This is a genomic window from Rhizobium sp. BK313 (assembly GCF_014193655.1).
GTDB lineage: Bacteria > Pseudomonadota > Alphaproteobacteria > Rhizobiales > Rhizobiaceae > Rhizobium.
The window spans coordinates 22,155-35,700 of record NZ_JACHZQ010000011.1 but is presented as its reverse complement, the minus strand read 5'-3'; the positions used below and the strand labels follow the sequence as shown (position 1 = coordinate 35,700).

Genomic DNA, 13,546 nt, shown 5'->3' with positions numbered 1-13,546 from the left:
CTCGGGCCGCTTCAGGTTTCCTGGCACAACCGGGCGAAGCGGCTGAATTCCGCTCGCAGCCGCGGAACGGCATCGTCGACAAAGGCCCGCACTTTGGGAACGGAGAGGCGCCCCTCAGGCACCACAACATGAACCGGCAGCGGCGCGGCTTCGTCTTTTGCCAGGATGATCTTCAATTCGCCACGGCTGACTTTCTCCGCAATATGATAGGAGAAAACGCGGGTGACGCCATGGCCTTCGGCGGTAGAGGCAATCACTGTGGCTATACCATTGACGATAAGCCGTGGTGAAATATGCACGAGCCGTTGGGCGCCATTCGGTGAAGTGGCGGGGAAGCTCCAGCTCGTTTCGCCGAATTGGGCGAGCGCCACGCATTGATGATTGGCGAGATCGGCGGGCTCCGTGATCGGGGGATGGGCATCGAGGTAGGATGGGGCCGCGCAGATCACGCGTCGCACTTCGCCGATCCTGATTGCCACCATACTGGAGTCGGCGAGATGCGCGATCCGTAGGCCGACGTCGATACCTTCATCCACCAGACTGACCGGGCGATCGAGCAGCAATAGCTTCGCCTTGACCTCGGGATTGCGGTCTAGAAACGCGTCGAGGATCGGCTGTACGATCGCCACGCCGGCGATAAGCGGCGCGGTTATCGTCAGCAAGCCGCGCGGCGCTTTGGTTTCGCCCGCAGCCAAAAGATCCGCCTCCTCCATATCCAACAATACGCGCCGGCAGGCGGCGGCATAGCGCTCGCCGGCTTCACTCAGCCGAATTGTCCGGGTGGTCCGGTGCAGGAGCTGGACACCGACATGGTGTTCCAACGCTGTGATGGCGCGGGTGATCGCGGCAGCGGAACGCCCGAGCTTGCGGCCGGCCGCCGCCAGGCTTCCTTCGTCCAATGTCGTGACGAACACCTTCATGGCCTCGATGCGATCCATATTCTTCCTCAGACTGCAATACTGACTTCCGATGGGCGATTATTCCGGCGATCTTTGCAAGATACTATGTTGTTTGCAAGCGAGGCCAGGGTGCCTCGCCGGCCTCTTAAGGGCATCCGTAACATCGAAACGAAGTTCAAGGCGTGCGGAGCGAACCGCCACGGCGCGGTCCCCTGCGCCCTGTGAGCGGGCCTCGGCCCCTCTTAAGGAGAGAAGACAATGAGCAATGAACAAAAGGTCGCAATCATCACTGGCGCATCGCAGGGCATCGGCGCGGCCCTTGTCGCCGCCTATCGCAAAAACGGCTATGCCGTTGTTGCCAATTCGCGTTCGATCAAGCCATCCTCGGATCCCTCCGTGGTCGCTGTCGACGGCAATGTCGGTGATCGCAAGGTTGCTGAGCGCATCGTTCAGACGGCATTGGAGCGGTTCGGCCGCATCGACACGCTGGTCAACAACGCTGGCATCTTCATCGCCAAGCCGTTTACCGAGTACACAGTTGAGGATTTCAGAAACGCTTTCGCCGTCAACGTTGAAGGCTTCTTCCACATCTCGCAACTGGCCGCTACCGAAATGCTGAAGCGCAACAGTGGTCACATCGTCCAGATCACCACCACGCTGGTCGACCAGCCGATTGCCGGCGTTTCGGCCGCACTTGCCTCACTGACCAAGGGTGGGCTCGACGCTGTTACACGGGCCCTCGCTATCGAATATGCCAAGAGCGGCATACGCGTGAATGCAGTTGCGCCCGGCATCATCAAGACGCCGATGCATGCGCCGGAGACACATGAATTCCTGGCTGCCTTGCACCCGGTCGGCCACATGGGTGATATTGCCGACATTGTCGATGCCGTTCTCTATCTCGAAAAGGCCGGCTTTGTCACCGGCGAGACGCTGCATGTCGACGGCGGCCAGCATGCCGGTCGCTGGTAGACCGAATCTGAACAACGAGCGGCGCACCGTGATGCCGCCGCTCCAACGAGGAGCCCAATCATGCCCTATGTAAACATCCAGGTAACCCGCGAAGGCACCGTACCGGGCGCGACTCAAACCACCGCCGAACAGAAGGCCGCCCTGATCAAGGGCGTCAGCAACCTTCTCTTCGATGTTCTCGGCAAGCCGCAAAACACCACCTTCGTCGTCATCAATGAGGTGGAGATGGATAGCTGGGGTGTGGGAGGCCTGCCGGTCGAAGACTACCGGCGGCAGCTTGCCGCATCGAAAAGCAAATAGCTGCATGGCAATTGCGCTTTCTATACGCCGATAGCCAATTTCGATTATACCGCATTCCGTTGTCTATTTGATTGGACGGAGTGCGGTTTCGATGCGGTCGGTCGCGATGATCATTTTTCCGGGGGTACAGGCCCTCGACGTCTCCGGCCCGTTGGACGTATTCGCCGAGGCGAATGCGTTTATCGCCGATGGCGACGGATATAGCGTGGCCTTGATCGGCCCGGAGCGGCAACCGTTCCGCGCCTCGAACGGCATGCTCCTGGTGCCGGATGTCACCTATGAGGAAGCTGAGCCCGGCTTCGATATGGTGCTGGTAGCGGGAGGGCCGGGGCTTCCCGAAGCCGCACCCGACCCACGGTTGATCGCCTGTCTGCATAGCATCGTCGGCGCGGCCGCACGTTACGGCTCGGTCTGTACCGGCGCCTTCGCGCTTGGTCACGCAGGGCTTCTTGATGGCCGACTGGTAACGACTCATTGGCAAAATGCGCCGGTGCTGGCGCGGATGTTTCCTCAGGCGAATGTCGATTTCGATCGCATCTATATCCGCGATGGCGCGCTTCTGACCTCGGCGGGCGTCACCGCGGGCATCGATCTTGCCCTCGCAATCATCAATGAGGATCACGGCGCCGCTGTCGCGCTCGCCGTTGCCAAACGTCTTGTCGTCGTGGCTCAGCGTCAGGGCGGCCAGTCGCAGTTCAGCCCCTACATTGCAGCGCCGGCGGAAGAAGGCTCACCGATCGCCAAGGTCTATCTGCATGTCATGGCGCATCTGCGCGATCGCCTCTCCGTTGCCGATCTCGCAGAACGGGCCGGCATGAGTCCGCGGAGTTTCGCCCGTGCCTTCGTGCAGCAGGTTCAGGCCACGCCGGCCGAGTTCGTGGAACAGGCACGCGTCGATGCGGCTCGCAATCTACTGGAAGGAAGCGATCTGGCGCTGAAGGCCGTCGCCTTCGAATGCGGCTTCGGCAACGTTCAGCGTATGCGGCTAGTCTTTGCGAAACGCCTGGGCGTGACGCCGAACCAATATCGGGCAAGCTTCAGGCGGAGTTAAGCTTGTAAAAGGAGGCCCGCCGACACTATGTCCTGCAGGCCTCCGGCTGGGATCGAGGATCAGCTATCCCACGCCGAATCCATGATCAATTCGGCGAAATTCACCCGTTTGTAGGTTGGATCCATGCGCTCCAGCACGTCGGCCTTGACGTTGCCGAATGTGGTGTCCGGCTTCTTGATCGTGCCGTAGCAGAAGGCCGAGAGAATGCCGTGCTTGAATTTCAGGCCGCGCGGATGGCAGGTGCAGACCTCATGGCGCTGCTCCTCGGTGAAATCATGATAGGCAATGCCGAGCACGTCCATCTCGACACCGGCGGTGACGAGAGCGACCGTCGGGCGCTTGTGTTGCGGAATGCCGGGGGTCGTGTGCAGCGCGATCGAATCCCAGACATCGTCGACATCGCGTTCGGAGACGTCATAGGCCTTCAGAAAGTCACGGGCGGCGTTGGCACCGTCTACCTCGAAACGCTCGGTCTCGCTGGCGTGGGAATCGAACAGGCCCATATCGTGAAACATGGTGCCGATATAGAGCAGTTCTGGATCGTAGTTGAGCTTCTTGCGCTCGCCTGTCAGTGCGCCGAACAGGAAGACGCGGCGGGAATGATGGTAGAGCAGGTCGGTCTCGGTGTCGCGCACCAACTCCGTCGCTGCCTTTGCCATCTGGCTGTCCGGTATCCTGATTCCGGCAATGATTTCGCTTCCCTGGGACATGGTCAAATCTCCTTATCGTGCCAATCAGCGGATGCGGAGATGATCGTGAAAGGTGCCGTCCATCGCAATTGAAGCGATGCGTGGAATTCGGACAAAGGAGGCGTTTATTCTGCCAATGCCTGATGCCAGGCTTGGCGGTATTCTCGCAGACCCATCAGATCGATCCGGATAGGCGGATTTTCTGGTGGAGTCGTGGGCTTGATGCCGGTCAGCAGCGCGGCACCCTGGCTGGTGCCGGTCGAACCGGGCAGGGCGACGACGTCCGAGCCGGTCAGCGAAGACAGAACGGCAAGATAGGTCCGATTGAGCGCGAAGGGGCCTTCGACGAAGACCGGGCCTTTGGCGCCGATCAGGCCAAGGCAAGCCTCGGTCATCAATGCCAGATAGAGACTGGCGGCGGCGAGGCGTTCGGCCGGGTTGGCTTGGGCTTGCCCGATCCAGCGCATCTTCTTGCCGGGGAAGGGGCCGGACCCCTCGACCACATTCGGCAGCAGCATGATGCCTTTTTCAATCACGGTTTCGAGGGCCGTTTCCGCCGCCTCCGGCGATACAGGTCCGATATCGGCCGCCAGGATCTCGAATTCCCGCCCGCCCATGAAACGCGAGGAAGGCACGGCGCGGCCATAGGCATCGACATTGGCGAGCGCATCACGCGCCGGGTCGAGATGGTCAAGGTCGCCGCCAACGGCGAAATTGATCACCCAGGTCCCGGTCGAGACGACGGCGAAGGGCGCTTCGTTCTCCACGAGATGCGGCAGCAGCGAGGCGTTGGAATCATGGATACCGCAATAGACCGGAACCGGAGCATCGAGACCGATATTTTCAGCGATTGCCGGCAACAGAGACCCGAGTACATCGAAGGCGGAGCGAATGGGGGCCATCAGGGGGCGAATGCCGAGCGTATCGACCAGCGAGGAATAAGCGCCGGCAGTCGGGTTCCAGAGATCGGTATGGCAACCGAGCGAAGTCACCTCGTTGGCGGCAACGCCGGTCAGCCGAAAGGCCCAATATTGCGGATATGTCAGGATCGTGCTGACGCGGGCGAAATTGCCGGGAAATACACTTTTCTGATAATGGATCTGCGCGCCGACATTCAGGCCGCCGGAAAGTCTCGGCGAAAACGTCTCGCCGAACGGCGGGCGCAGGCGCTCATAAGCCTCCTGCACGGCTTCTGGATAGTGATGCTCGTAATCGAGCACGGGCAGGGCGAGGCTGCCATCCTGAGCCAGAAGAACGGCGGAGGCGCCATGCGTGGTAATCGATATCGCGTCGAAGCCGGGCATGGCGGCAAAATCCTTCAGCGCGTCGATGACGAAATCCCATAACCGCTCGATGTCGTAGTGCGGGTAGGGGCCGGTCTTCAGCGTCGTATTGGACGTCCGTACGACGGCAATCTCTGCACCGGTCTGCGCGTCGAGCACCACGACCTTGGCATTGGTCTTGCCGATATCGAGGACGGCGATGCGGCGATAGGTCGACGTAGCGATCATGGCAGATGGAAGACCGTCACGAGATCGCTCTGAACGGGCGAATTGTCAGGATTGGTTGCCATGATATCGGCCATGTGCGCCCACCATCTCTTCATGACGGGATGGTCGGGAAGGCTGGCCATCGTGTGGTCCTTCGGCCGCGTCAGAACGCCGAACAGCGTGTTCGTCTCGCGGTCGAGATGGATGGAATAGTCGCTGACGCCGGCCTGGTGCAGCAGCTCGATCAGTTCCGGCCAGATCTCGTCATGACGTTTTCTATACTCGGCCTCCATGCCGGGATTGAGCGTCATCTTGAAAGCGTGGCGTTCGAGGGAGGAGGTCATTTCGAGCTCATGGCTTTGAGGCGCCGTGCAACGATCGGCAGCGCGATGGTGATGATCAGGAGTAGGCCGATGAAGATCGACATGACGATGCCGGGCACGTTGAGAAGGCCGAGACCGAAGGTCACCAGACCCATGACGAAGGCGGCGATGACGACGCCGCCGATCGTGCCGGAGCCGCCAAGGATCGAGACACCGCCAAGCACAACCATGGTCACGACTTCCAGCTCCCAACCGAGGGCGATCGACGGTCGCGTTGAGCCGAGACGGGAGGTCAGGCAGACGGCGGCGATGCCGCTCATGATGCCGGTCAGGAGGAACAGGATGAATTTGACCCGTTCGACCGGGATGCCGGAAAAGCGCGCCGCAAAATCATTGTTGCCGATCGTATAGACCTGCCGGCCAAAATTCGTCGCATGCAACAGGATGGCGAAGGCGATCGCCAGCACGATGAAGAGAACGAATTCGAAGGAGAAGACCCAGAAAACATAGCCCTGGCCGAAATAGGCGAAGGCCTCGGGATAGTTGCCATACGCCTGGTCGCCGAGGACGATATAGGAAATGCCGCGGAACAGGCTCATCGTGCCGATGGTGACGACGATCGACGGCAGTTTCAGCACTGAGACGAGAAAGCCGTTGAAAAGGCCGCAGACGAGCCCGACACCTAGCCCGATTGCCACCAGCCCCACCGTGTCGACACCCACCTGTGCCGCAGCGCCCATGGCAGTCGAGGCAAGAGCGATGATAGCGGCGACGGAAAGATCGATTTCGCCGGCAATGACCAGCAATGCCATGGCAAAGGCGATCATCGCCTTTTCGGTGAAATTGAACGTCGCATCCGAGAGATTGTAAGGGTCGAGGAAATAGGGTGAGGCCAGGGAATTAAAGATGAAAATGGCAATCGCGACGCCGAGCAGCAGGACTTCCCAGCTCGCCATCACGCGCTTGAAGGGCGTACCCAGACGGTCGGGAATGCTGCGCTTCTCCGGCGTGGTTTCGGATACGGTGCTCATGCGGTTACCTCCTTGCTCGAGGTTTCCTTCGCCGCCTGATCCCTAAGGATGATGCGGCCGCGATTGCGCTCGCGCCGGGCGTTGAAGACGACGGCGAGGACAATGACGGTGCCGGAGATCGCCATCTGCGTGAACGGTGAGATGCCGATGACGGGCAGGGCATTCTTGATGACGCCGAGAAACAGCGCGCCGAGCACGGTGCCGGCAACCGAGCCGACACCGCCGGCAATCGAGATACCGCCGATGACGCAGGCCGCGACGCTGTCCAGTTCGAAACCGTTGGCGATGTCGACATAGGCGACGGCATAGCGCGATACCCAGAGATAGCTGCTGAGGCCCGCGAGGGCGCCCGACAGCACGAAGGCGAGGAAGCGCGTCCAGCCGACATCGATACCCGCATAAACGGCCGCAACCGGATTGCCGCCGCTGGCATAGGTCGAGCGTCCGAAGCGCGTGTAGCGCAGCAGGAAATACATCATCAGCACGATGGCGATGGCGATCCAGGAGAGGACCGGCAGGCCGAGCAGCGGCGTACGGGGTACGCTGAGGAAGGTCGGGGTGAACTGGTGGGCATTGACCCATGCACCGCCGGACAGCACAAAGGCCATGCCGCGATAGATGGTGAGCGTGCCGAGGGTGACGACGATCGGCGGGATTTCCAGAGCCCAGACGAGATAGCCGTTGATGGCGCCAAGCACTGCGCCCATGACGACAGCGGTGATCACGAGAACGATCAGCGGCAGATCGGGATAGGCAGCATTCAACATGGCGATGGCCATGCCGGTGAAGGCGAGATTGGCGGCGACGGAAAGATCGATCGATTTCGTCAGGATGACCGTCATCTGCGCCAGCGCCAGGATGATCAGGATCGACGTATCGTTGAAGATATTGGCGAGATTGGCGGGCTCGGCAAAGCCGGCCGCACGCGTTGCGAAACCGGCGATCATCACGATGATGATGACGAAGAGCAGCGTCTCGCGTTTTTTGAGGATGCGTGGCATCCGACCCTCCCTATGCATTGCCTGTTGCGGCGCGCACCAGCGTTTCCGGCGTCAGCCCCTCGCGGTCGAACAATCCGGCCGAAAGTCCCTCTTTCATCACCAGCACCCGGTCCGACATGCCAAGGATTTCAGGCAGTTCGGAGGAGATCATGATGATGCTGAGACCTTCTGCCGCCAGCTCGCTGATGAAGCCGTGCACGGCAGCCTTCGAGCCGATGTCGATGCCCTTGGTCGGCTCGTCGAGAATGATGATCTTCGGCTGCGTCGCCAGCCATTTGCCGATCACAACCTTCTGCTGATTGCCGCCCGATAGCGTGCCGACCGGTACGGAGAGGGCGGCGGCGCGCAGGTCGAGCCGCTCGGCATATTTGCGGGCGAGTGCGAACTCGTCGGCTGCCTTGAGGAAACCCTTGCGCGAGGTGCGCCCGAGCGAGGGCAGCGACATGTTCTGATAGATCGGCATCGGTAGCGCAAGGCCGTGACGACCGCGTTCCTCCGGCACATAGACGATCCCTACGCGGATGGCGTCATGCGGCGAATGAATATGGATTTCCTGGCCGCTCAACGTCAGCCGTCCGGAGAGCGGTTTGGTGATGCCGAACAGCGATTGACAAAGTTCGGAACGGCCGGCGCCGATCAGTCCGTAGACGCCGAGGATTTCGCCGCGCCGAAGCTTGAACGAGATGTCCCGAAATTCGGTGCGGTGGCAATAGTTCTCGACCTCGAGCACGGTGTCGCCGATCGTGACCGGCACCTTTGGGAATGCATCCTTGACATCGCGGCCAACCATCATCCGGACAATCTCGTCCTGCGGCGTCTCCTTCAGCCGGCCGTGCCCAACCGCGCGGCCATCACGGAAGACGACGAAATTATCGGCGATTTCGTAGAGTTCGTCGAACTTGTGGCTGATGAACAATATGGCCTTGCCCTTGGCCTTCAGGCTCTCGACGATACGGAAGAGATCGTCGATCTCCTTGCGGGAAAGTGCGGCCGTCGGTTCGTCCATGATGACAATGCGGGCATCGATCGACAGAGCGCGGGCAATCGCCACGAGATGGCGCTGCGCGATGGAGAGGTCCTTCAGGCGGATCGACGGATCGATGGTGCTTTCCAGCGACTCCAGCAGGATCCTCGCCCGGCTGTTCATCGTCTTCCAGTCGATTGTGCGGAATTTCGTGCGCGGCGCATGGCCGAGAAAGATGTTTTCGGCGACCGTCAGCTCATCGAAGAGCACGGTCTCCTGATGTATGGCGGTGACGCCTGCGTCGATTGCGGCCTGGGCGCTATGGAACGCCGTCGGCTTGCCGTCGACGAGGATTTCGCCTTCGTTCGGACGGTAGATACCGGTCAGAATCTTGACAAGCGTCGATTTGCCGGCACCGTTTTCGCCGATCAGGGCCGTAACCTTGCCGGGATAAAGCGAGATGCTGACGCCATCAAGCGCCTTCACGCCCGGAAAGATCTGTGAAATGCCGCGCATTTCCAGAATGGCCGTATTGCCTAAGGTTGGCATGCCTGCGGCGGGTCGTTGAAGGACTGTGGTCATCAGGAATGTACCGGATAAGTGAACCAAGTCCGGCGGCCGAAGCCGCCGGAAAGTTGCGAACGGGATGGTCGATCAGAAGACCTTGGAGAACTGATCGATATTCGAAGCGTTGTAGACGAAAGGATCGGCCATGGCGGCTTCGCCGTTTTCTCCGACCTTGATCTTGCCCATGCGGCCGGCATTGATCTCGCTGCCCGGCTTGCCGTCGGTTTCACCCTTGACGAGGCGGTAGGCGATCTGCGTTGCCGAATAGCCGAGATCGATCGGGTTCCAGATCGCGAATTCCTTCGTGGCGCCCGACTTGATGGCGCCGGCCATTTCAGACGGCAGGCCGAGACCGGTCACATAGACCTGGCCGATCTTGCCGGCATCCTTGACGGCCTGCGAAGCAGCGAGCACGCCGACGGTGGTCGGAGCGACGATGACCTTGACTTCCGGATGCGATGTCAGGAGGCCCTGGGCTTCGCGGTAGCTCTTATCCGAAAGGTCGTCGCCGTAGACAGTCGTTACCAGGTTGAGGCCCGGGAAATCCTTGAGCTGCTTCTTCATCTCGCCAATCCAGATGTTCTGGTTTGTGGCGGTGGAAGTCGCCGACAGGATGGCGAAATCGCCCTTGCCGCCGTCAAGATGATCCTTGGCGAGCGTCAGGCACATCTTGCCGATCAGCTCGTTCGAAGACGGATTGAGCTGCAGGATGCGGCCGGCCGGAGCTACGCCGGAGTCCCAGGAGATCACCTTGATGCCACGCTGTGTAGCTTTCTTCAAGGCAGGCACCACAGCATCCTTGTCGTTGGCGGAGATAGCAATGGCGTCGACGCCTTGTGCGATCAGCGAGTTGATGACTTCGATCTGGGCTTCAGCGGTCGGCTGCGTCGGGCCGGTGTAGATCACCTGGACGCCGCCGAGTTCCTTTGCAGCTTCCTGAGCGCCCTTGTTGGCCGCTTCGAAGAAGCCGTTACCGAGCGACTTCACCACGAGGCCGATCTTGACGTCTTTTGCACTTGCCGTGCCAGCCATCATTGCGACGGCCAGCGCTACGCCAATCGCCAATTTCTTTGCAATATTCATGTCTCTTCCTCCCAAAGTTGTAGGCTATGCTCACCCCGCCACAGCCGCATATCTTATGCGACCGACGGGGAATCCTCCCTCTCGGCCTGCGCCTCGACGCTTGTTGTGATCAGGGATACGCCCGCATCCTCAATCATCCGTACAGTCTCCGCCGAAATGCCGTCGTCGGTGATGATGGTCGTCACTTGTTCGAGCGGACACAGGATCAGGCTGGAGCGCTGATGAAACTTGCTGGAATCGACCATCACGACCAGTTCGTCGGCCTGGCGCATCAGCTTCTGCTCGCTCTGGATCACCAGGGCATCGGCCTCCATGATGCCGAGCGGGCCAACACCCTGTGCGCCGATGAACATGCGCCGCGCATAGAAGTTCCGGGTCGTGTCATTGTCGAAGGGCGACAAGATCAGGCTCTGCTCGCGATAGATCGCGCCGCCCGGAACCGTCACCGTGTTTTTCGAGTGCTTAACCAGATGTTCGGCAATGGCGAAGGAATTGGTCATCACCTGCATCCGGTAGGCCGAAATATAATGCACGAGCTGGAATGTCGTCGTGCCGCCATTGATGATGATGGCGTCGCCCTGGCCGCACAGTTCAGCGGCCTTGCGCGCAATTGCGCGTTTCTTATCGATATTGACGCCTTCCGAAACGCGGAAGGGGCGGCCAGCGAGATTGCCGAGTTGCGGAGGGTGGATCGATTCCGCACCGCCGCGCACACGCCGGATCTTTCCCTGCACATGCAGGGCCGCGATATCACGGCGGATCGTCGCTTCCGAGGCCTCGGTCAATTCGGAAATATCCTGAATCGTCACCACAGGTTTTTCCTGTACGGCGCTCAAAATGATGCGATGGCGTTCACGTTCGTGCATCGGCTCCTCCTTCTTGGGTTATTTCGCAAATGTGACAAAGTGTCAATCACAAACGCTCAAAAACTTTCATATTGCATCGCACCATTATCAATTATGATCGTTTTCGATTGACAAATCGACTATGCGTGAGCGATATCGTGATTGCAAAGGGCGGCGCGAACATGTTTCGGTCCCGCCTGCAAGACATGATCTTATGGGAGGATGATATGGCCGCTGAGGTTCAGCTTCTGGAAAACCGTTGGGATGATGCATATGCGGCCCGCCTTGATGAGCCGGGCAAGCTGCTCTACCGCTCCAATTTGCTCGGCGCCGATAAGCGTATCACCAACTATGGCGGCGGCAATACGTCTGCCAAGGTCATGGAAACCGATCCGCTGACCGGCGGGAAGGTCAAGGTCTTGTGGGTAAAGGGCTCCGGCGGCGATGTCGGCACCATCAAGCTCGACGGTTTCGCCACGCTCTATCAGGACAAGCTCGACAGTTTGAAGAGCATCTATAAGGGTGTGGCCGATGAAGACCGCATGGTGGGTTTCCTCCCCCACTGCACCTTCAACCTCAACGCACGCGCCGCTTCGATCGACACGCCGCTACATGGTTTCGTGCCCTTTACCCATGTCGACCACATGCATCCCGACGCGATCATCGCTATTGCCGCGTCGAAGAATTCCCGGGAGCTGACGCGCGAGATTTTCGGCGACGATATTGGCTGGCTGCCCTGGCGTCGCCCCGGTTTTCAGCTTGGCCTCGATCTCGAAGCCTTCGTCAAGGCGCATCCGAACGCCAAGGGCGTCGTACTCGAAAGCCATGGTCTGTTCACCTGGGCCAACGACGCCAAGGCCTGCTACGAATTGACCCTTGCGATCATCAACAAGGCGATCCAGTGGTTTGCGGCGAAGACCGAAGGCAAGACCATTTTCGGCGGCGCTGTCGTCGAGAGCCTTCCGCCAGCGGAGCGCCGGGCAATCGCCGCCAAGCTGATGCCGGAAATTCGTGGCCGTATCGGCAAGGCGGAGCGTAAGCTCGGTCATTTCGACGATCAGGCCGCGGTGCTCGAATTCGTCAATTCAAAGGATTTGCGTCCGCTCGGCGCATTGGGCACCAGCTGCCCGGACCACTTCCTGCGCACCAAAATCCGGCCGCTGATCGTCGACTTCGATCCGGCGAAACCTGACGTGGAGGCAATTATTGCCGGACTCGACAAGGCGCTGGAAGATTATCGCGCCGACTATGCGCGCTATTACAACGACTGCAAGCACGACAATTCACCAGCCATGCGCGATGCGAATCCCGTGATTTTCCTGGTCCCCGGGGTCGGCATGCTGTCCTTTGCCCGCGATAAGGCAACTGCCCGCATCGCGAGCGAATTTTATGTCAACGCCATCAATGTCATGCGCGGCGCGTCAACGGTCTCCGAATATCAGGGCCTGCCGGAGCAGGAAGCTTTCGATATCGAATATTGGCTGCTGGAAGAGGCAAAGCTGCAGCGCATGCCGAAGCCGAAGAGCCTTGCCGGCCGCGTTGCTTTCGTTACCGGCGGTGCCGGTGGCATCGGCCGCGCCACCGCGGCGCGTCTGGTGGGCGAGGGCGCCTGCGTCGTGCTTGCCGATATCGATCAGGCGGCGCTTGAGAGCACCCAGGAAGACTTTGTCAAGAAATTCGGTGCAGATGCGGTGCGCAGCGTCAAGCTCGACGTGACCAAAGAAGACGCCGTCATTTCTTCCTTCGCCGAAGCCTGCGTTGAGTTCGGCGGCATCGACATTCTTGTCTCGAATGCCGGCATTGCTTCGTCCGCGCCGATCGAAACCACCGAGCTTTCGATGTGGAATCGCAATATCGACATTCTCGCGACCGGCTATTTCCTGGTCTCGCGCGAAGCTTTCCGGCTCTTCCGCCGTCAGAATCTCGGCGGCAATGTCGTTTTCGTCGCTTCCAAGAATGGTCTTGCCTCGTCGCCGAATGCCGCCGCCTACTGCACGGCAAAGGCCGCCGAAATCCATCTGGCGCGTTGCCTGGCGCTCGAGGGTGCGGATGCGGGCATTCGCGTCAACACTGTCAATCCCGACGCCGTCCTGCGCGGCTCCAAGATCTGGAACGGCGAATGGCGCGAACAGCGCGCCGCCTCTTCGAAGATCGAGGTGGACGAGTTGGAGGAACATTACCGCAAGCGCTCGATGTTGAAGCTCAACGTTTTCCCGGAAGATATTGCAGAGGCTATCTATTTCCTCGCCTCCGACCTTTCCGCGAAGTCGACCGGTAATATCATCAATGTCGATGCCGGCAACGCGCAGAGCTTCACGCGCTAGTTCTATT

The 13,546-nt window shown here is 60.0% G+C and carries 13 protein-coding genes; 4 read left to right on the top strand and 9 right to left on the bottom strand.

What is annotated here, in order from left to right:
- Nucleotides 1-11: 11 nt before the first annotated feature.
- Entirely contained in the window at nt 12-938 is a 927-nt protein-coding gene (locus FHT86_RS35015; protein ID WP_133704560.1) for a LysR family transcriptional regulator, read from the bottom strand.
- Nucleotides 939-1,157: 219 nt separating this feature from the next.
- On the opposite strand from FHT86_RS35015, the gene FHT86_RS35010 reads away from it, so the two are divergent.
- The 3 genes from FHT86_RS35010 (at nt 1,158) to FHT86_RS35000 (ending at nt 3,222) form a co-directional block, all read left to right on the top strand.
- Complete coding sequence (locus tag FHT86_RS35010) at nt 1,158-1,871, top strand: SDR family NAD(P)-dependent oxidoreductase (RefSeq protein ID WP_133704561.1); 714 nt, start codon at nt 1,158-1,160, stop codon at nt 1,869-1,871.
- A 60-nt stretch (nt 1,872-1,931) separates the two neighbouring features.
- Nucleotides 1,932-2,171 (top strand): 4-oxalocrotonate tautomerase family protein, encoded by a 240-nt coding sequence (locus FHT86_RS35005; RefSeq protein ID WP_133704562.1) that lies wholly within the window; start codon nt 1,932-1,934, stop codon nt 2,169-2,171.
- A gap of 91 nt (nt 2,172-2,262) precedes the next feature.
- Nucleotides 2,263-3,222 (top strand): GlxA family transcriptional regulator, encoded by a 960-nt coding sequence (locus tag FHT86_RS35000; RefSeq protein WP_133704563.1) that lies wholly within the window; start codon nt 2,263-2,265, stop codon nt 3,220-3,222.
- Between the two features lie 59 nt (nt 3,223-3,281).
- Here the strand turns inward: FHT86_RS35000 and FHT86_RS34995 are convergent, their stop codons facing one another.
- From FHT86_RS34995 to FHT86_RS34960, 8 genes are all read right to left on the bottom strand, one after another.
- Complete coding sequence (locus FHT86_RS34995; RefSeq protein ID WP_133704564.1) at nt 3,282-3,932, bottom strand: HD domain-containing protein; 651 nt, start codon at nt 3,930-3,932, stop codon at nt 3,282-3,284.
- A 104-nt stretch (nt 3,933-4,036) separates the two neighbouring features.
- Entirely contained in the window at nt 4,037-5,422 is a 1,386-nt protein-coding gene (locus FHT86_RS34990; RefSeq protein WP_133704565.1) for an FGGY-family carbohydrate kinase, read from the bottom strand.
- Nucleotides 5,419-5,745 carry an L-rhamnose mutarotase gene (rhaM, locus tag FHT86_RS34985; protein WP_133704566.1) on the bottom strand — a complete coding sequence of 109 codons (327 nt, stop codon included), beginning with the start codon at nt 5,743-5,745 and terminating at the stop codon, nt 5,419-5,421. Before rhaM ends, FHT86_RS34990 begins: the two co-directional genes overlap by 4 nt.
- Complete coding sequence (locus tag FHT86_RS34980; protein WP_133704567.1) at nt 5,742-6,755, bottom strand: ABC transporter permease; 1,014 nt, start codon at nt 6,753-6,755, stop codon at nt 5,742-5,744. Before FHT86_RS34980 ends, rhaM begins: the two co-directional genes overlap by 4 nt.
- A complete protein-coding gene (locus tag FHT86_RS34975) occupies nt 6,752-7,756 on the bottom strand; it encodes an ABC transporter permease (protein WP_133704568.1) in 1,005 nt (334 codons plus the stop codon). The genes FHT86_RS34980 and FHT86_RS34975 overlap by 4 nt, the downstream gene beginning before the upstream one ends.
- 10 nt (nt 7,757-7,766) lie before the next feature.
- A complete protein-coding gene (locus FHT86_RS34970) occupies nt 7,767-9,302 on the bottom strand; it encodes a sugar ABC transporter ATP-binding protein (RefSeq protein WP_133704569.1) in 1,536 nt (511 codons plus the stop codon).
- A 72-nt stretch (nt 9,303-9,374) separates the two neighbouring features.
- Nucleotides 9,375-10,370 carry a rhamnose ABC transporter substrate-binding protein gene (gene rhaS, locus FHT86_RS34965; RefSeq protein ID WP_133704570.1) on the bottom strand — a complete coding sequence of 332 codons (996 nt, stop codon included), beginning with the start codon at nt 10,368-10,370 and terminating at the stop codon, nt 9,375-9,377.
- Nucleotides 10,371-10,423: 53 nt separating this feature from the next.
- On the bottom strand, nt 10,424-11,236 hold the full coding sequence (locus tag FHT86_RS34960) for a DeoR/GlpR family DNA-binding transcription regulator (RefSeq protein ID WP_133704571.1): 813 nt from the start codon (nt 11,234-11,236) through the stop codon (nt 10,424-10,426).
- A 206-nt stretch (nt 11,237-11,442) separates the two neighbouring features.
- Here FHT86_RS34960 and FHT86_RS34955 point away from each other — a divergent pair, with 206 nt between their 5' ends.
- Nucleotides 11,443-13,539 carry a bifunctional rhamnulose-1-phosphate aldolase/short-chain dehydrogenase gene (locus FHT86_RS34955; protein ID WP_133704572.1) on the top strand — a complete coding sequence of 699 codons (2,097 nt, stop codon included), beginning with the start codon at nt 11,443-11,445 and terminating at the stop codon, nt 13,537-13,539.
- Nucleotides 13,540-13,546: the final 7 nt, after the last annotated feature.

What these genes read in the sequence shown, in the direction of transcription:
- FHT86_RS35010 (WP_133704561.1), top strand. Translation starts at nt 1,158, where the DNA reads ATGAGCAATGAACAAAAGGTCGCAATCATCACTGGCGCATCGCAGGGC.
- FHT86_RS35015 (WP_133704560.1), bottom strand. Translation starts at nt 938, where the DNA reads ATGGATCGCATCGAGGCCATGAAGGTGTTCGTCACGACATTGGACGAA.
- FHT86_RS34980 (WP_133704567.1), bottom strand. Translation starts at nt 6,755, where the DNA reads ATGAGCACCGTATCCGAAACCACGCCGGAGAAGCGCAGCATTCCCGAC.
- FHT86_RS35005 (WP_133704562.1), top strand. Translation starts at nt 1,932, where the DNA reads ATGCCCTATGTAAACATCCAGGTAACCCGCGAAGGCACCGTACCGGGC.
- FHT86_RS34990 (WP_133704565.1), bottom strand. Translation starts at nt 5,422, where the DNA reads ATGATCGCTACGTCGACCTATCGCCGCATCGCCGTCCTCGATATCGGC.
- FHT86_RS34970 (WP_133704569.1), bottom strand. Translation starts at nt 9,302, where the DNA reads ATGACCACAGTCCTTCAACGACCCGCCGCAGGCATGCCAACCTTAGGC.
- rhaM (WP_133704566.1), bottom strand. Translation starts at nt 5,745, where the DNA reads ATGACCTCCTCCCTCGAACGCCACGCTTTCAAGATGACGCTCAATCCC.
- FHT86_RS34960 (WP_133704571.1), bottom strand. Translation starts at nt 11,236, where the DNA reads ATGCACGAACGTGAACGCCATCGCATCATTTTGAGCGCCGTACAGGAA.
- FHT86_RS35000 (WP_133704563.1), top strand. Translation starts at nt 2,263, where the DNA reads ATGCGGTCGGTCGCGATGATCATTTTTCCGGGGGTACAGGCCCTCGAC.
- FHT86_RS34995 (WP_133704564.1), bottom strand. Translation starts at nt 3,932, where the DNA reads ATGTCCCAGGGAAGCGAAATCATTGCCGGAATCAGGATACCGGACAGC.
- FHT86_RS34975 (WP_133704568.1), bottom strand. Translation starts at nt 7,756, where the DNA reads ATGCCACGCATCCTCAAAAAACGCGAGACGCTGCTCTTCGTCATCATC.
- FHT86_RS34955 (WP_133704572.1), top strand. Translation starts at nt 11,443, where the DNA reads ATGGCCGCTGAGGTTCAGCTTCTGGAAAACCGTTGGGATGATGCATAT.
- rhaS (WP_133704570.1), bottom strand. Translation starts at nt 10,370, where the DNA reads ATGAATATTGCAAAGAAATTGGCGATTGGCGTAGCGCTGGCCGTCGCA.